Source organism: Vibrio sp. V10_P2A27P122, from assembly GCF_963874335.1.
Taxonomy (GTDB): Bacteria; Pseudomonadota; Gammaproteobacteria; order Enterobacterales; family Vibrionaceae; genus Vibrio; species Vibrio anguillarum.
The window spans coordinates 1-17,662 of sequence record NZ_CAWNHY010000275.1; the positions used below are offsets into that span (position 1 = coordinate 1).

Here is a 17,662-nt window from a genome sequence, read left to right on the forward strand (position 1 = left end):
AAGTTTGTGTGATTTATTTTAATGCACACCCTCACACCTTAGCGTAAGTGTCACTTTTACCACTCAATCTCAATCGGCGTGCCTTCTTTGACTAGGCTCAAAAATTCATCCATTTCTGAGTTAGTCAGTGCAATACACCCATTAGTCCAATCAAAACTTTGCACATATTCTGGTCGTTGTTTGTCGCCATTTTTTAGGCCATGGATTTTTATATCACCACCGGGATTGATGTTTAAGCGCTGTGCATGCACTTTATCTTGATGATTCGGGTAACTGATATGAATCGAACGATAATAGCCAGAATCATTACTGATAGCTTCAAGATAGTATCGACCTTCTGGAGTACGTTGATCGCCTTCTTGCTGTTTATGTCCTTTGGGTTCTTTACCCAAGGCAATTCGATACTCTTGAATGATCTGCTGTCCCGAGATCAAGTACATGCGACGCTTAGATTTATCCACTTTGACCAGATCAATCTCAGCCGCTGCGCTGTTGAGTGAAAAACATAGAAACAAAAGTAGCCTAAAGTATCGGGTCATAAGAGAGTGTCAGTACTGATAAGGTGGCAAATAGAGAGACATTATGCAGCGGAAGAATGAACGTGGCTAGTTGTCAATATTGTCTTGCAAATAAGACAATGCTAAAAATAATAGGGCTAACCATGTAATAAATGGAAACAGAATCTCAAAAATGTAGGTTAACTCTAGGATGTAAAAACATAGAGTGCAAATTTGCGGCCGACTTAACAGCGACCTTTTTAAGAGTTTGATTGCACATGATCTTTTGTCTAATTTTGCAATGAAAATTATTAAAATGTCAGGCCGCTCATATGTTCTCTCGTACTTTACTCAAACAGATTTCTTCTGCTCGCAACCACCGTATGCTCGCGGAAGCAACGTTTGATTTTCTTCAAAGTTTCATTTCTCCCAAATCAATGCGGATCTTTCATGCACCAACATTAAACAAGCGCCATGAGTCATTATTTGAGTACAACTTACCGACTGCTCTGCAAAATTATCCAAATACCTTTTGGAATTGGGCCGCACAATTTGACACCTCTGATGGTCTAATTCCACTAGCGATCAACACCTGCAATTGGGACTACCGTAGTGTGATGGGCGGTGAGTCTTATCTTTTTATGTTAGATAACCACCCTGATTTAAGAACCTATTTGCTGCTTGAGGCAATTGATAACGTCAACATTCATGCGAAAACAGAATCCGGAGAGCTCGATTGTTTGCAACTGATTGCGGCTCGTTGGCAATGTCTTCGCGCGGAATCTGAAGCGGCAAAGGAGTTTAAAAATAGAGATATCCGCGAAGCAAAGTATTTGGATGAAATTAAACAGCGCGAAATGTTCATTGATAACATGAAGCTGGTTCATCAATTAGCGATTGAACTGGCTAACCCAGACAATTTGGATGCGCTGCACAGAGCGGCCGTTGATGTAACGAAAACACGCTTAGGGTTTGATCGAGCCGCTTTTTTAGTTCTTGATATGAAAAAACGTTGTTTTAGCGGAACTTATGGTACGGATGAAAGCGGAAAAACGGTGAGCGAACACCATACCCAATACGATTTGCACCAGCTAGAAGAAAGTTATTTAAGCGGTCTTTCTGATGATACTAAAAGTTTGGTGCTGATCGACGATGCCCCTCTATACACGGCGGGAAATGTGGTGGGACAAGGGTGGAATGGGATGTTAATCCTACGTGATGGTAATGAAACCATTGGTTGGATCGCGATTGATAACTACATTAACCGACAGCCCATTACTGAATACCAAAAGCAGATGTTGGAATCTTTTGGTTCATTGCTTGCGCAAATTTATATTCGCAAGCGTCAGGAGCAAAATGTTCGCATGTTGCATGCGAGCATGGTTGAACTGTCACGTTGTATGACGGTAAGTGACGTGTGCAAATCGGCGGTCAGTTTTGCGATTAACCGCATGGGTATTGATCGTCTGGCGGTGTTTTTGACCGATAAACACTGCTCGTACATTCAAGGAACGTGGGGAACCGATATCCAAGGCAACATTGTGGATGAATCCTATTTTCGTTCTGGGACCACCAATAATATGATTGTTGATATGGCCAAAGCCAACCCCAATGAGGTGGTGTTTGAAGAGTCAGTCCCTATTTATCATGACAGCAACATTGTTGGTTTTGGCTGGACAGCCATGACAATGCTTACCAACAATGGCGAGCCTATCGCTTTCATTGCTGCGGACAATTTGATCCGCCGCTCACCACTGACTTCACAACTGCGAGAAGTGATCCGCATGTTCGCCTCGAATTTAACCGAAGTATTGATGCGCACCAGTGCTCAGCAGGCGATCAGTGAACTGAATGAGAATTTAGAAATTGAGGTGCGTAACCGTACCTATGAGTTACAAAAAGTGAACGACAAACTGGACTTAATGGCCAAAATGGATCCATTAACTCGCCTTGGAAATCGTCGGATGTTAGCTCATTTATTGGAACGCATCGGTTCGAGAGTACAAGCGGAGACCGTAAGTTATGGTTTAATTTTGCTTGATATTGATCACTTTGGTTTATTTAATAATTACTACGGTCACTTGGAAGGGGATATTGCTTTGATTCGTATTGGCCATATTCTCAACCAACATGCTCAGGCAGAGAATGAACTCTTTTGCCGAATTGGTGGTGAAGAATTTATATTGTTGGTGGCCAACCGCGATGCAGCAGAAGTGAAAGCGTTGGCTGAAAGCATACGCTTTAGTATTGAACGAGAGCAGATTGAACATAGTGAGAACCCTGATGGTGACTGCTTAAGTGTCTCGATTGGTTACACTATTGCCCAGTACCTTCCCAGTGAACTTAAGTTTGAGGAGATGTACAGCAAAGCAGATAAGGCACTTTACCAAGCAAAAGATAATGGTAGAAACCAAGTCGTTGGTTACTCTGAGCAAAAACACCATACTCGAAGTGATAAAGTCGCCGCGCCAAATTCATAGTGTTGGCGCGGCGAGTCATGGCAAGGATAATGAGAACAGCAGATTATTCAGTCTGAGAGGTAATATTCAACCGTTGAAACGACGCGTACTTTTTTGATGTAAGGAGTATTGTTATCACGATCCACAATACTAAATTGTCCCTGTGAAGCGTGTTTAATCTTGCCAAGTGAGCTTTGCGAATCTTTGGCAAATTTCTCTGCGACTTCTCTTGCTTGTTTGGTCGCTTCTTCAATCATGTCGGGTTTGATTTCATTCAGTCCAGAGAATGAATAATCAACGCGGTTGTTGTAAGGATCTTGATTAAAAACGATGCCTTGTTTTCCTAAATTGCCGAGCTTATTAATGGCCTCGCGCACTAGGTCAACTTGATTGCTGTACACCGTAATGGTTTGGTTCGCTAAATAACGAAACTCGACTAAATTTTCTCCACCATACTGCTGTGCTTTTTTGTCGATCACCGCTGGCGATGATAGCGAGACACTTTTTTCATCAATGCCTTGTTGAGCTAAAAATGCGGTAACCAGTTGGCTCTGTTTTTCAATCGTGTTGAACATGGTGGGTAAATCATTATCGGCCACACTAAATTGGATCGGCCAAACAACTGTGTCGGCGGGATATTCTCGCTCTGATAATCCTTTAACGGTCACCACGCGCTCATACTCTTTATATTTCACAGCCGTTTGCTGCACAAAGTAACCGAGGGTTGCGAGCCCGAGTATTAAACTCAAACCGATGATCAATGAAGCGCTACTTTTTATTTGCATGCCTTGTTTTCCTTTTGTTGGCAACAGTCCCAAAATGACTTGAAGTCACAGCGGCTAGTCGTTTGGATATAACAACACACCTTAGATTTGATATTGTGATTTCGACAGCTATTTTCGGTTAGAGTTTTGCCAGCGATTCTAACTTTTTATTCTGGCGCTTAGTTTGCTTTTTTTGAATGGCATCAATCATAGAGATTAACGCTGAGCCATCCCAATCACTTTTCTGAGGTGCGTACAAAGTTTTAAGTTGCTGGTTGACTTGTGCATCTAGTGCGGTTTTCTCTTCATCACTTAATACGACTGAATCACGCCAGAGGGTGAAGTAATAGCTGATTTTGGCACCATCTTGGCTTTGTACCGCTTCTTTTAACTGTTGATATTGGTGGCCTTCAAGCGGTTGATGATGAGCGTTGGTTTCCAGTGCTGCTGTTTGTGGCGCGTTACGAAATGACCAAGCGACTACCATAGTAGCCATCCATAACAGTGCAAAAAATGCGGTAAAGTAGGGCCAGTATCCTGCATCTTTAACGGTGACGGTTTGTACTGTTGGTGGTGTCAGCACAGAGGTGGATGGGTTGAGTAATTCACCTGGCGAAACCTCTAGCGTTAATCCTTTGGCTTGCGCGCTTTGCTGAGATTCGTTTTTGGTGTCCCACCAACTGACGGTGAGATCCGCTAGCTCAACCTTACCGACGGTTTTGGGGATGAGTACTTGTTTTAGCGTCATTTGCACATCGCCATTATCTAAGCTTTTAAACTGAGGCTTTTCAGCATAGAGCCGAATTGAGTCTGGATATTGCACTGAGAGGTTAGGCAACTGCGTCTGCGTAAGGCCTTTCACTGTCAGAATCCATTCACGAGTCAACGATTCACCCACTTTGGTTTTAAAGCTCTCGGCGGTGATGATCTGCCCTGTGGCATCTCGCCACGTTTGGTTGAGTGTTAGTTTTGGCGTAGGTAGCCAAGTGCCTTGATAGCTATCTGGTTTCGGCAGTACGGTGAGCGAAAAGGTTTTGGCCGGAATATCGACTTGCAGCAAGCGGGTGCTGCCCGTTTGGTTGTTACCATAGATGAGGCCAGCTTTAAACGCAGGGCCGGATAACGTGAAAGTTCCTGCCTCTTGGGCCGTGACTCTAAATTTTTGGTCTACAACGGTGACTTCAACCCCATCCAATAAGTTTTGGTATTGGTTAGCTTCTCCCTCGGTCGTCAGTTCTAATCCTTGTACAGCGGGTGGCGTAATTTGTGGATTTTGCAGCCTTCTTGGATCAGCTTTGATGATTAGGCGAGCATTGAGAAAAGTGCTTTCACTCGGGTAGAGTTTGCTACGTTCTAGATCGGCTTGTATTTCAACAAGGTCAGATTGCTTGGGCGCTTCACCATCAGCGATAACTTGAATCGCGATCGGTTGAGTAGTAGCGCCATTGACGGTAAAACTAGGAATGGTCAGTATGCCGAGTTTGTTGGCTGCCAACGATACATTCCATTCACTGCGCGTGCTGCGATCGCCATTGATGATGTTCACCGAAGTACCAAAACTTGGGCGGCCAAGAAAAAAATCGCCTTCTAACACCTTAAAGTCGATCGCATCGGTCGATACTTTTTCATCGGCAACAATTCGTAATTGGAATACTTCATTTTTCGCGACCTTATTTTTACTGACGCTGGCGTAAAGTGCAGCCGCGTTAGCGGCCGAGCTCAGTAGAGCAACAGAAACTAGGCTGATAATCGCAGCCCAAAATGAACGCTTGATCGATTTCATACTTACCACTTCTTGCTGTTGTTTTGTGGAGGTTGTGCTTGGTCTTCTTGCCGTTGTCTTGCTTGTAGCAACAATTGTGCTTTGAGTAAGCCACTAGGATCTCGTGCACTTTCGACTTGTTCTAGCTTGCGAAGTTGCGGGTCAATAGTTTGGCTATCGCCTTGCTGTTGCGATTGCTTTTGTGTTTGCTGCTCAGAGGCTTCTTTGTCACTGACTTCATCTTCGTTGTTCATTGATTCATTTGTTTGAGTCGCTTCAGTCTGCTGTTGAGAGGCAGGCGATTCATCCGCCGTGTTGGCCTTGGATCGCTCACCTTGCTCATCTTTACTTTGTGCCGATTGAGGCGAAGACTGAGAGCCGTCGTTCTGCGGTGAGTTATCGCTTTGTTTGTCAGATTTATCTTCTGTTTGTTCGCCGTTTTTATTCTGCGCATTATTTTTATTTTCTGAGCGATTTTGATCTTGATTTGGATCGGAAGGCTCACCAGACTGTTGCTGTTGCTGTTGCTGTTGCTGTTGCTGTTGCTGTTGCTGTTGCTGTTGCTGTTGCTGTTGCTGTTGCTGTTGCTGTTGCTGTTGCTGTTGCTGCGCTTTTTTTACGATTTCCAAATTATGCTGAGCATCTTTATGGTTTGGGTCGCGCTTTAACACCTCTTCATACAAGGTTCGGGCCTTTTCCAATTCTCCATTTTGCGCGTAGGCGTTGGCCAAGTTGTATTGCACTCGCACATTGTCTTGTGGCAGTTGAGAGAGGGTCTCCACCGCTGCCTGATATTCTCCAGCCTGATATTGAGCGATGCCTTTCCACTCTAAGTCTGTAAATTGTTCACTGGCCGCTTGATACTCCTTTGCATCAAACGCTTTTTTGGCTTGTTGATTGCTATTTAGCCAAGGAGAAGCCTGTACACTATTGCTGTGCAGTGTAGGGATGAAGAGCAGTAATAAAGAAAAAATGACGCCACGGCGAAACAAAAGCAAACACGGGATAATGAGGAGCAGCACTAACCAATAGCCATTGTTAACGCGCTCTTTCACCATTTGTTGACTCTTGGCTGTACTGTGTGGCTGTTCGTTTTGGTCTAGCTTAGCGATCATTGCGACATCGCTATTGTCTAAGCTGATTGGCGTAAATAATCCATTTATAGTCTGCGCGAGCGACTGCATATTGGCAAAGTTGGTCTTGGCCACCACGGTCTGCCCTTGTGCATTTTTCAGTAAGCTGCCATCGCTGAGCGTAATGGGCGCGCCCGCTTGTGTACCAATGCCTAAGATCACTAATTTCCAACGCGTATTGGTAAGCTGTGTTTCAATCTGAGCTTGCTCTTGTGAGTCGATGTCATCGGTCAATAACACAATGTCACCTTGTGCAAGGCCGGCATTTTTCATCATGTCGATGGCTAATTGAACCGCGCGAGCTGCATCTGCGCCGGGGTAGGGCATAATATCGGGCGATAGATTGGGCACTAAGTTGCTTAGGGTTGCGGTGTCGGTGGTTAATGGGCTAACGGTATAGGCATCACCAGCATAGGCGACAAGCCCTGTGCTACCTTCTTGCCATTGCATGAGTAAGTCGAGCGCTTTATAACGCGCTTGCGTTAAGCGGTTGGGTTTTATATCAGTGGCGTACATCGATAGTGACATGTCCATCACTAATACGCGCGCGTTACTATTGCTGTAACTGGGGCGTGTTTGAGATTCAAAACTCGGACCAGCTAGCGCCAGTACTGCGAGCAGCCAACTGATGCTGATGATCACAATGGTCGCGTTATGCTTTTTATCGCTCAAACCCATCGCCTTAGCCAGATGAGGTGCTATCAAGGAGTGTCGTTTGGCACGCAGAGTGAACCAGCCCAGCAGTAGTGCTAAGGGGAATAGTGCGGTTAACCACCAAGGTGTAAGAAAAACAAACTCAGACATGATTTCTCCTTAGTAGCGCTAAGAGTACAGAAAGCGCGAGCGCTATCGCCAACGGATAACCAAACCATTCGCTTTGTGGACGCCAAGTTTGGCTTGCTTGGCTTATGGGTTCTAATTGATTAATGGTGTCGTATATTTTGGCGAGATCTTGGCTATTTCGTGCGCGAAAATATTGGCCACCAGTCATGGTCGCTATTTGTGTTAACGTCTTCTCATCTAAATCTTCCGCGGTATTGATTTTTCGAGTCATAAAAAACTCTTTGACCATCATTTCGCCAGCGCCAACACCGACTGTGTAAATGGTGGCATTGTATTTTTGGGCAATTTTCGCAGCTTCGATTGGGTCGAGCACGCCAGCGGTATTGCTGCCATCGCTGAGTAAAATCATCACCCGCTGTGGGGCATCACTATCGATAAACGTTTTGGTCGCAAGCCCAATCCCTTCACCAATGGCGGTTTGGGTGCCGATCAGCTTAAGGACGGCTTGATTAAGCTGCTGGCGAATGGTGTTTCTATCCAGAGTCAACGGCGTCTGTAGATAGGCGTGATCGGCAAATAAGACTAACCCAAGGCGATCACCTTCGCGCTTGTCAATAAAATCAGAGAGCACATTTTTAACGGCGCTCAAACGATCAATGTACTGATCGCCAAGCAGCATATCTTCTTGGCTCATGGAGTAAGAGAGGTCAACCACCAGCATCAGATCTCGGTGTTTGGGCTGAGCAATAACCGGGTCGCCAAACCACACTGGACGGGCTGCGGCGATCAATACTAAGCACCAAATAATGCTCGCAATGATTTTAGCGATGATCTGGTTTGGTGCTTGACGCTGATTATCTTTAGGAAGGTAGGGCAGGTGAATCGCTGCCCTTTCTTTTGCTGGTGGTAAGAATCGATAAACGACCAGCGGGAGTGGCAGCAGACATAGCATCCACCACCACAATAACTCTATATTTGCCAAAGCCTAGCTATCTCCGTTTTTTAGGCGGCAAAGCATCATTAACCCATTGATAGCAGTGATTAATCAGCTCTTGACTGTTTTCTGTTTTCTGCTTTTGGTATAACGCTTGCTGCCACAATGTTTCATTGGGAACAAAAAGAGGGTAAGAAATTTGTGAATCTAAAAAGGTGTACCACTCTTTGCCGGTAAGATGTGCGATTTCCATACGAGGGTAGTAACAAAGCGCGGCTTGACGAAGTAGCTCAATCGCTGAAGAAGGAGTTAAATGCCCAAATTGGGGGTTGAGTAAACGCAGCGCCGTTTTTTTCGGGGCTAAGCGTTTACGACGCCAACGAATGGCTAACACCAGAATCAGCAGACAGAGCAGTATGCCCGCCGCGCTTGCCCACCATCCCCAAGCCAAGGGAAACCAAGAGGGTAGCTCAGGCAGTTGCATCTCGCTTAAATCTAAAAGTGTAGCTATTGATGATTCCTTCATTCTTTATATCCGGATAGTTGTTGCAACAAAGGTTTCTCACTAGAGAGTGAGGTATAAGAAATTGCCATAGTTTGACTCAATGATTTTAGTTTTTCTTTTTGAGATTCAAAGGCTTTTTTTAACCCTAAGCGCGTACTATTTTTCGAAAAGTTGAGCCAGCTCGTCTGTTGGTCATCGGTTACGCGTTCTACACCGCGAAATTGGGTCTCTCCTTGCTCTAATGGATCGTAAATGTGCACAATTTTTACACGATTATGTCGCTGCAATTGGTTGAGTATTGGTTGTAATGTGGCATTGAAATGGACGAAGTCACTGATCAAAATCACTTCACTGCCTTTAGGGCACAAACGATTCAACGCAGTTAGGCCGCGCTGCATGCTGTGTGATTTCGTTTTATCAAGCTCCAGCAGCTGTTGGTTTTGTAGTGTCACCAACTGTTGCAACAGCTGTAATGGCCCTTTTTGGCGGCTAGTCGGTTTTAACTCAACCAGTGTCGAACCAGTATCAATCACCGCGCCCACTCGGTCCTTATTGGCAATGCTTAACCAACTGAGCAAGCTTGCCATGTGCGCCGCTTGCACTGATTTGAGCATTAACTGCGATCCAAACTGCATAGAGCGGCTCAGATCAACGTAAAGAATGACGGGTTTTTCTCGTTCTTCACTGAACAGTTTGGTATGAGGCTTTCCCGTACGCGCAGTAACGCGCCAGTCGATGGTCCGAATATCATCTCCTGCTTGGTATTGCCTGACCTCAGCAAAGTCCATTCCTCGGCCGAGTTGCTTGCTCTGATGCTGCCCCAATACTTGCGCCCATAAACTTTTAGCAGGTGGCAGCCAGCGAATAGCGTGCTGCTTGTAAGGCAACAGTTCAGCCAATGAAAGTGTGACACCCGTACTAAACGGTGGAAGTGACTCTTGCATAGTAAACCTTAGTCTTAGTGCTAAGCACTACCAACCAGTGAAAGTAAGTGAGTGATAACTTGGTTGGGATGTACGCCCTCAGCCTGTGCTTGGTAGCTCAATAATAGACGGTGGCGCAAAACCGGAAATACCATCGCTTGAACATCTTCAGGGCTGACAAAATCACGCCCACTGAGCCATGCATGAGCGCGAGCGCATCGATCAAGCGCGATGGTTGCTCGCGGGCTGACGCCCATCTCTAGCCATTGTGCCAACGTGGCATCGTAGTCTGCGGGTTTACGTGTTGCCATGATCAGGCGAATAATATATTGCTCAATAGGTTCGGCCATGTGAATGTTCAGCACCGCTTGTCGAGCACTGAAAATATCGCTTTGGCTTAATGTTGGCGGAGAGACTTTCTCAATTCCCTGCGCTTCCCCGCGGTTCAAACGTAAAATGGCGAGTTCATTTTCAGCGTCTGGATAATCAACATTTAAATGCAATAAAAAACGATCCAACTGCGCTTCGGGTAGAGGATAAGTACCCTCTTGCTCGATCGGGTTTTGGGTAGCCATCACTAAAAAAAGTTCAGGTAACGGGTAGGTTTTTCGACCTGCCGTGATCTGTTTTTCAGCCATCGCCTCGAGCATCGCAGCTTGTACTTTGGCTGGAGCGCGGTTGATTTCATCAGCCAATACTAATGAGTTAAAAATTGGGCCCGCTTGAAAGGTGAACTCACCTGTTTCTGGGCGGAAGATATCGGTACCGGTTAAATCGGCGGGGAGCAGATCAGGCGTAAATTGGATTCGATGAAAATCACCTTCTATGCAATCGGCGAGTGATTTCACGGCACGGGTTTTTGCAAGGCCAGGAGGCCCCTCGACCAAAATGTGCCCATCAGCAAGAAGTGCAACTAATAACTGTTTAACCAAACCTGTCTGGCCTATGACTTGCTGATTTAAATAGTGTTGTAGCGATTGAAACGCGTGCGATGGCATTGAATGGGTCTCCTGCTGTTTTGCTGAATTAGTAATTTATTGATTCGAAAAGTTCCATGAAAAGCGTGATGCATGAACTGATTGGCGAATTATTATCCATTTGGCGAAACGAAAGAATGTTTGGTCACCATACTCGACTATGCTTAGGAACAGCTATTGTTGGCCATGATCACATTCTACGTGAAGATAAATCGATTCTATCGATAAATTTCTCAAGAGAGAGGGTTTGTTGCCGATACAAAAAAGTTATTCATGACAAGCCAATAATAAAGAGCGCAAATAATGTTCAAACTTAATTCGATGAGTATTAAGCAAAAGGTTGTATTAGGAATTACGTTCGCGGTACTCGCTTCGACGGTTATCGTTGGTGTAATGGCGCAGCGTCAAGCTCGAGAGGTGCTGGAGCACCGATTAATTGATATCGAACTTCCCTCGTTACTTGATCAAATCAGTAGCCAGATAGATCGAGAAGTATCGCAATTGCTCTTTTCTGCTGAGCAACTAGCCAATAATGAATTCATCAAGAAAGCCGTTCAGACGACCAATATTAATGCTGACGCTGAGGCGATGCTGATTAAGCAGCTCAATAATGTACGCGATCAATATTCGTTAAATGATGCTTCTGTGGCTAACCGAAAAACGGCGTATTACTGGAACCAAAATGGTTTTCTGCGTCAGCTCAATCAACAGCAAGATGGCTGGTTTTTTGGTTTTACGCAATCGGGACAAAAGACCATGGTCAGTATGTTCCAAGAGGCAAGTGGCGAAGTGAAAATGTTTGCCAACTATCAAAATGTCAGTGGCGATACGATGTCTGGTTTGTCGAAATCAATGGATGACATGGTGAGCCTGCTCAATGGATTTAAAATCGAGGACACAGGTTTTGTCTTTTTGACCAACTCGAAAGGGGAAGTGCAAATCCATCGCCAAAAAGAGAAAGCTAAAGCCTCATTAACACAATTGTACGGCTCAAACGCAAACCAACTATTGAATAAAAGCCGCTTCAACCTGATTTCGACAACCTATCAAAACCAAGATGTTTTTGTCGCTAGTGTCTACGTGAAATCGATGGACTGGTTTGTGATTGGTTCAGTACCTGTGTCGGAAGTCTTCGCCGAATTAAATGCCGTTGCGCAAAAAATGTTGTTCACAACCTTAGCTGTGGCGGGTTTGTTTATTTTGATGGGCCTTTTTCTGGCCAATAGTATTGCTAACCCAATTAAACAGATTGCACAACGCTTTACCGATTTAGGTAAAGGCGATGGTGATTTATCGCAACGGATTGAGGTATTGGGCCGCGATGAAATCGCTCAATTATCAGCGGGCTTCAACGGTTTTATTGAGAAGATTCATCAATCGATGAAAGAAGTTGCTTCTACCAGTCATGCATTGCAGTCGGCGGCGGGTCGGGTGTCAGAAAAATCGACGCGAACTTATGACAATAGCCAAGAACAGCGTGACCAAACTATACAAGTGGTGGCGGCGATCAATCAAATGGGGGCCACTATCAGTGAAATTGCTTCTAACGCGGCGACGGCAGCTGAAACAGCAAATCACGCGGCTGATAACACTGAAGTAGGACGTGAAGTGGTAAGCAAAGCCAAAGATGCCATCAGTCGTTTAGCCGCGGATATCGAAAATACGGGTAAAGTGGTGGAGCAGCTAGCATCGACCACTCAAGATATTGGCTCTATTTTAGGTGTTATCCGTGGTATTTCTGAACAAACCAACTTGCTGGCATTAAACGCTGCAATTGAAGCGGCGAGAGCTGGAGAGCAAGGTCGAGGTTTTGCTGTGGTGGCAGACGAAGTACGCAATTTGGCCAGCCGCACGGCCTCTTCAACGGAAGAAATTCAAAAGATGATCAATCAATTACAAAACGATGTAAAAGATGCGGTCTCGGCGATGTCTTCTGGTAAGGCTGTTACACAGGAAGGGGTTGACGCTTCCGATGAAGCGGTGAACGTTTTAGTGAATATTTCAAACAGGATCCACGATATTTCCGATCGGAACACTCAGGTTGCCACGGCGACTGAAGAGCAATCAACGGTGGTGCACACAATCAATCAAAATATTGAAGAGATCAACGCCATCAATGAAGTGACCACCAGCACCGCAGAAGAGTTGGCAGAAGCGAGCCAAGAGCTGCGTGATCTGTCTGGCCGTTTAGATAAAATGGTGGGTAGCTTTAAGCTCTAGAATCATGAGGGGGAAATCGGTACACTTCCCCCATTACGTTTATGTTTAGGTAAGTAAAATGAGTGATTTCGAAAAAGAGTTAGCACAATTGTCGCAACAGGTGGCGGGTGAACCTGAAGTGAAACTGCCTTCGTTGGAAGAGCAAAAAGCGATTGTGGCTGAGCTTAAGCAGCTAGAAGCGGAAGGCAAGCTGACGCCAGAAGTGCTGGAAAAGCATTTTGGACAATTCTTTACAGAAACGGATACCCCCGTCCATTAATTCAAACCCACTTTATTTAATTTAGAGCACACAAGTTTATTTAGGGCACACAGTAGTGGTGCCCTTTTTTATCAGAAAACGTTATTGAGTCATAGGAAGCTGTTGCGCGATATCTTCGAGTGCCTGTTGAAGGATCTCTGTCGTTTGCGCGCCTGAGATAAGATGGCGTTGCTCAATGATCAAGGCTGGCACAGCTTGAATTCCTGCCTCTAACCACTGTTGCTCTGTGACAGAAACGGTTTTCGCCCACGACTCATCAGTTAAAACTGCGCGGCAGATTTCTCTGTCTAAACCAAGGCTCTGTACTAGGTCGAGCAATACATCATCGTCATCTAAGGCTTGCCCGAAAGTGAAATAAGCACGAAATAGTGCCATTTCCAGCTCTAATTGTTTTCCTTGGCTATTCGCCCACATTAATAATTGATGCGCTTTACGGGTATTATAAATACGCATGTCGTCACTAAAGTTGAATTGAAAGCCGACTTCTTGCCCTAGGGCGCTGAGGGTTTGGCGTGCTTGTAAACTTGCTTCTATCGACGTGCCATATTTTTTGGCTAAATGTTGCTGTAGGTGTTCACCACCTATAGGCATAGCAGGGTTGAGTTCAAAAGGGTGCCAATGGATGTCTGCATCGATCGTATCGCTGAGAGCCAGCAGCGCTTGCTCTAACCGCTTATAGCCAATGATGCACCAAGGGCAGACAACATCTGACACGATATCAATGCGTAGTTTTTTCATTTTCTTCCCTACCGCGATTGGCAATTCACTGACCTTAATTATAGCGAGATTATCAGCATAAACTGTGACTTGTTGTGTAGCCCTTTGGAAAGCTAGGCGCTTTTTTATCGCTCTACGCCTTTTCTCTCATACAAACAATATTGCAATAAGGCTGATGGAATTGCTGAAACGCTCTCTATACTCTAAAAACGTTAAATGCAGAGAATTAAACTGCGCTTTGAGAAACAAGTGACGTATTGTGAGGTTTCGCCTCTTTCAACTTGTGAGTTAACCATGATGAACAGGGACATTGACGTATGACAAATGTTCAACCAACCGATGTGATTTTGCATGCTTTTGATTGGCCGTATCGTTTAGTCGCTGAGCGTGCAGAGCAAATTTTCCAACTGGGTTATAAAACGGTGTTGATTTCACCGCCGATGAAATCGTTCAAAACCGCTCAAGGTACAAAATGGTGGCAACGTTACCAACCGCAAGATTATCGCATCATTGATAATCAACTGGGCAATACCCATGATTTTAAACAAATGGTTGAAACCTTAACCGCATTAGGTTTGCGAATTTATGCCGATGTGGTGTTCAACCATATGGCCAACGAATCCAAATTACGTTTGGATTTACAATACCCGAGCGCACAAGACTTAGCTTCCTACCAGAATAAAAGCGATGAGTACCAAGCGCTGCGCCTCTTTGGTGATCTGACCCAGCCACTCTTTGATAAAGATGACTTTGTGGAAGCGTTTGGCATAAAAGATTGGAAGGATCGTTGGCAAGTGCAAAATGGCCGCATTACTGGAGGGGCGCATGATCCGGGCCTACCCACGTTGCGTGATAATGAACATGTGGTTGTACAACAACAGGCTTATTTAAGGGCGTTGAAAGCGTTAGGAGTCAAAGGATTTCGAATTGATGCTGCTAAGCATATGTCTATTGAGCATTTGAAGAAAGTATGGGCCGATGACATTACGCAAGGCATGCATATTTTTGGCGAGATCATTACTGATGGCGGTGCAACCAAAGAAGAGTACCAACTTTTTCTAGAGCCTTATCTGCAAGAAACCAAGTTGGGTGCTTATGATTTCCCACTATTTCAAACGGTATACGATGCGTTACAAACAAAAGGTAGCCTGAAATGGCTGATTGACCCTTATTGTTTTGGTCAGGCGCTTTCCAACAACCGAGCGATTACGTTCACCATTACGCATGATATCCCCAACAACGCTGTGTTTGCCGACCTAGTCATGGATGAAGCCTTAGAAAATATCGCCTACAGCTACATTCTTGGTCGCGATGGGGGAGTGCCATTAATTTACACCGATTTAAACACCAGTGGCATTCTGAACCATGCTGGTCTTCCGCGCTGGCAAGAGGCATGGTGTTCGCCACAAATGGCGGCGTGTATTGCTTTTCATAATAAAATGCATGCGTTGCCAATGAAAACGCTAGAAGCGAGTGATGACTTGTTAGTGTTCAGCCGCGGTAAGGAAGGGATAGTGGTTTTGAACAAATCTCAACGCAGTCAGCGCGTTGAAATTGATTGGACAAATCCAATGCTAGAATTGTTTACGAAGCAGCAGTATCAACCCAATAACCAAAAGATTGTCATGGATATCGCCGCTCGCTCTAGCGCCATGCTTTGTCGGCTATCAAATGTCTGATGGTGAATAAAACGGTGAGTCGTTAGAAAAGTAAAGGCGCGTAATCAGCGCCTTTACTTTTCTACCCAGTTGCTGCGGTAGAGGATTAAACGATAAATTTATTCAATATAGCATCTTGCTCTCTGATATTTTCGGTTTGAGCTTGCATGGCTATGTTGGCATTGTCAGCGGCGTCTGCAACTTGAACGGAAAGATCTTTGATCTTAACCGTGTTGTTGTTGATCTCTTCTGCTACCAAGCTTTGTTCTTCGGCTGCTGAAGCTATTTGGATATTCATATCACTAATTTGCTGAATAGCATCGCGGATTTTCAGCAGAGCATTATTCGCTTCTTCGGCACGATTGACCGCCTCAGCTGCCGTTGTTTTACTCTGATTCATCGCATTGGCAACAGAAGTAGCGCTCGACTGCAACTTCTCAATCATATTACGGATCTCTGTCGTGGATTGCTGTGTTCTTTGCGCCAGCGTACGCACTTCGTCTGCAACGACCGCAAAGCCTCGGCCTGACTCTCCAGCCCGAGCCGCCTCTATCGCTGCGTTTAGTGCCAGCAAGTTGGTTTGGTCAGCAATGTCGTTGATCACTTTCAAAATGGTTTCGATGTTTGCCGTTGCATTTTCTAGTGCACTTACCTCTGTTACTGCTTCATCAATACGCGTCGAAAGATTATCGATCGCTTGCGTGGTTTGGGTCACAACATTGGTACCAAATTCTGTCGCGTCATCAGCATCTTTTGCCGCCGATGCCGCGCCTTGCGCGTTGTTGGCGACATCGCCAGAAGTGGTGGCCATCTCATGCATGGCCGTGGCTAATTGCTCAAGTTCATGCAGTTGATCACGCATCGCTTCGGCCGATTCTTGCAACCCCATCGAGGTCATTTCCGAACCGCGTAAAATTTCTGAACCGATGGCTTTAGACTGGGTAATTTGTTGTTGTAAGGCTTCAGTAAAGGTATTGAAACCGACCGTTAATACCGAGAATTCTTTATCCGTGTCGGTGGCTAAGCGTTGGGTTAAGTCACCACTACCAGAGGCAACGTTCTGTATTGCATTGTTGAGTGCATCAAGCGGTTTCATCAACAGACGGATAAGCACAAGCAGTATCGCAATACTGAAGACTAAAGCGATTAACGTATAGATGATCGAACTGTTGCGCAGTGTTGCTAAAGACGCATAGGCGATCTCTTCATCCAAAACGACACCGACATACCAGTTCTCTCCGGGTACTTTTGAAAAATCGAGTGTGTAGTGTTTGCCATCGATCAGCACTTGTTTAGGCTCTTCGGCGATAACGGCATTGCCTAAGTATTCTTTCATTGGCTTGCCGTTCATCTCTGCTCGGGGGTGGGCTATGGTTGTGCCATCGGATGAAACAATAAACACATAGCCTGCATCAAATAATTTTACGGTGTTGACCAATTCTGCTAACCCAGCAAGGCTAACATCGTAGAAGATGGCGCCGATAAATTTGCCGTTATCTTTAACTGGGGTAGCAATAGACACCAATATTTCATTAGTGGCAGAGTCGGCGTAAGGCGCAGTAATAATCAGTTTGTCGGCATTTTTTGCATCAATATACCAAGGGCGCACGCGTGGATTCCATGATGCGCCTGGGTTCCAAGTAGGATCATTACTGATGTAAGAGCCATCACTCTCAAAACCGACCCCAGCCAGTAAAAAAGTTTGTTTGACAATCGGCCTTGTGATGACCTTAGACATACTTTCTCGGTTAATGTCGACTTCCAACATGCTGGTGGCGTAAGCGGCAATGGCCTTGCGGCTATTGATCTCTGCACCAGCGGTATTGCTAACCCCATCCACTATTTCAGTTACACTCGCTTCAACTTGTGACTTCACTTCTTTTTGGACGGTGAAGTATTGTTGTATCGTCAGCAGAGTAACGGTGACCAACAGCAGCAAAGATGACGCCGCGACGATCTTATGGCTGAATTTCATGGCAATCCCTTCCATCAATAAATATTAATATTATTAATAAATGTATAGTTAGGGATTAATCATTCAGCCAGTAAACAATCCATTTTTAAGCGAAAA

Annotated in this window: 14 protein-coding genes; 4 read left to right on the forward strand and 10 right to left on the reverse strand. The window is 45.1% G+C overall.

Features of this window, described 5'->3' with window-relative positions:
* Window positions 1–56: 56 nt before the first annotated feature.
* Entirely contained in the window at window positions 57–539 is a 483-nt protein-coding gene (locus AACQ17_RS14425) for a L,D-transpeptidase family protein (protein ID WP_013868005.1), read from the reverse strand.
* Between the two features lie 290 nt (window positions 540–829).
* Here AACQ17_RS14425 and AACQ17_RS14430 point away from each other — a divergent pair, with 290 nt between their 5' ends.
* Entirely contained in the window at window positions 830–2,977 is a 2,148-nt protein-coding gene (locus AACQ17_RS14430) for a GGDEF domain-containing protein (RefSeq protein WP_094167537.1), read from the forward strand.
* Between the two features lie 47 nt (window positions 2,978–3,024).
* On the opposite strand, the gene AACQ17_RS14435 is transcribed toward AACQ17_RS14430, so the two are convergent.
* The 7 genes from AACQ17_RS14435 to AACQ17_RS14465 all read right to left on the reverse strand — a co-directional run bounded on the left by AACQ17_RS14435 (window position 3,025) and on the right by AACQ17_RS14465 (window position 10,758).
* Window positions 3,025–3,741 carry an SIMPL domain-containing protein gene (locus AACQ17_RS14435; protein WP_141195294.1) on the reverse strand — a complete coding sequence of 239 codons (717 nt, stop codon included), beginning with the start codon at window positions 3,739–3,741 and terminating at the stop codon, window positions 3,025–3,027.
* Between the two features lie 118 nt (window positions 3,742–3,859).
* A complete protein-coding gene (locus AACQ17_RS14440) occupies window positions 3,860–5,512 on the reverse strand; it encodes a BatD family protein (protein ID WP_094146900.1) in 1,653 nt (550 codons plus the stop codon).
* A complete protein-coding gene (locus AACQ17_RS14445; RefSeq protein WP_094146901.1) occupies window positions 5,506–7,419 on the reverse strand; it encodes a vWA domain-containing protein in 1,914 nt (637 codons plus the stop codon). The genes AACQ17_RS14440 and AACQ17_RS14445 overlap by 7 nt, the downstream gene beginning before the upstream one ends.
* Window positions 7,412–8,380 carry a vWA domain-containing protein gene (locus AACQ17_RS14450; RefSeq protein WP_094125441.1) on the reverse strand — a complete coding sequence of 323 codons (969 nt, stop codon included), beginning with the start codon at window positions 8,378–8,380 and terminating at the stop codon, window positions 7,412–7,414. Before AACQ17_RS14450 ends, AACQ17_RS14445 begins: the two co-directional genes overlap by 8 nt.
* Window positions 8,381–8,387: 7 nt before the next feature.
* A complete protein-coding gene (locus AACQ17_RS14455; RefSeq protein ID WP_094146902.1) occupies window positions 8,388–8,858 on the reverse strand; it encodes a DUF4381 domain-containing protein in 471 nt (156 codons plus the stop codon).
* The gene (locus AACQ17_RS14460) at window positions 8,855–9,781 is read right to left on the reverse strand and encodes a DUF58 domain-containing protein (RefSeq protein WP_017048975.1); all 927 of its coding nucleotides are present in this window, start codon (window positions 9,779–9,781) and stop codon (window positions 8,855–8,857) included. Before AACQ17_RS14460 ends, AACQ17_RS14455 begins: the two co-directional genes overlap by 4 nt.
* 20 nt (window positions 9,782–9,801) lie before the next feature.
* The gene (locus AACQ17_RS14465) at window positions 9,802–10,758 is read right to left on the reverse strand and encodes an AAA family ATPase (protein WP_064626305.1); all 957 of its coding nucleotides are present in this window, start codon (window positions 10,756–10,758) and stop codon (window positions 9,802–9,804) included.
* A gap of 282 nt (window positions 10,759–11,040) precedes the next feature.
* On the opposite strand from AACQ17_RS14465, the gene AACQ17_RS14470 reads away from it, so the two are divergent.
* Window positions 11,041–12,957 carry a methyl-accepting chemotaxis protein gene (locus AACQ17_RS14470; protein ID WP_094147845.1) on the forward strand — a complete coding sequence of 639 codons (1,917 nt, stop codon included), beginning with the start codon at window positions 11,041–11,043 and terminating at the stop codon, window positions 12,955–12,957.
* A 58-nt stretch (window positions 12,958–13,015) separates the two neighbouring features.
* Entirely contained in the window at window positions 13,016–13,216 is a 201-nt protein-coding gene (locus AACQ17_RS14475) for a restriction endonuclease subunit S (RefSeq protein WP_013867995.1), read from the forward strand.
* 81 nt (window positions 13,217–13,297) lie between these two features.
* Here the strand turns inward: AACQ17_RS14475 and AACQ17_RS14480 are convergent, their stop codons facing one another.
* Complete coding sequence (locus tag AACQ17_RS14480; RefSeq protein WP_013867994.1) at window positions 13,298–13,978, reverse strand: DsbA family oxidoreductase; 681 nt, start codon at window positions 13,976–13,978, stop codon at window positions 13,298–13,300.
* Between the two features lie 272 nt (window positions 13,979–14,250).
* Between AACQ17_RS14480 and AACQ17_RS14485 the strand changes: the two genes are divergently transcribed.
* Entirely contained in the window at window positions 14,251–15,612 is a 1,362-nt protein-coding gene (locus tag AACQ17_RS14485; RefSeq protein ID WP_017046062.1) for an alpha-amylase family protein, read from the forward strand.
* A gap of 85 nt (window positions 15,613–15,697) precedes the next feature.
* On the opposite strand, the gene AACQ17_RS14490 is transcribed toward AACQ17_RS14485, so the two are convergent.
* A complete protein-coding gene (locus tag AACQ17_RS14490; RefSeq protein ID WP_094147846.1) occupies window positions 15,698–17,566 on the reverse strand; it encodes a methyl-accepting chemotaxis protein in 1,869 nt (622 codons plus the stop codon).
* Window positions 17,567–17,662: the final 96 nt, after the last annotated feature.

Coding starts and splice junctions, on each gene's coding strand:
- AACQ17_RS14425 (WP_013868005.1), bottom strand. CDS start 539: ATGACCCGATACTTTAGGCTACTTTTGTTTCTATGTTTTTCACTCAAC.
- AACQ17_RS14430 (WP_094167537.1), top strand. CDS start 830: ATGTTCTCTCGTACTTTACTCAAACAGATTTCTTCTGCTCGCAACCAC.
- AACQ17_RS14435 (WP_141195294.1), bottom strand. CDS start 3,741: ATGCAAATAAAAAGTAGCGCTTCATTGATCATCGGTTTGAGTTTAATA.
- AACQ17_RS14445 (WP_094146901.1), bottom strand. CDS start 7,419: ATGTCTGAGTTTGTTTTTCTTACACCTTGGTGGTTAACCGCACTATTC.
- AACQ17_RS14455 (WP_094146902.1), bottom strand. CDS start 8,858: ATGAAGGAATCATCAATAGCTACACTTTTAGATTTAAGCGAGATGCAA.
- AACQ17_RS14460 (WP_017048975.1), bottom strand. CDS start 9,781: ATGCAAGAGTCACTTCCACCGTTTAGTACGGGTGTCACACTTTCATTG.
- AACQ17_RS14465 (WP_064626305.1), bottom strand. CDS start 10,758: ATGCCATCGCACGCGTTTCAATCGCTACAACACTATTTAAATCAGCAA.
- AACQ17_RS14470 (WP_094147845.1), top strand. CDS start 11,041: ATGTTCAAACTTAATTCGATGAGTATTAAGCAAAAGGTTGTATTAGGA.
- AACQ17_RS14475 (WP_013867995.1), top strand. CDS start 13,016: ATGAGTGATTTCGAAAAAGAGTTAGCACAATTGTCGCAACAGGTGGCG.
- AACQ17_RS14485 (WP_017046062.1), top strand. CDS start 14,251: ATGACAAATGTTCAACCAACCGATGTGATTTTGCATGCTTTTGATTGG.
- AACQ17_RS14490 (WP_094147846.1), bottom strand. CDS start 17,566: ATGAAATTCAGCCATAAGATCGTCGCGGCGTCATCTTTGCTGCTGTTG.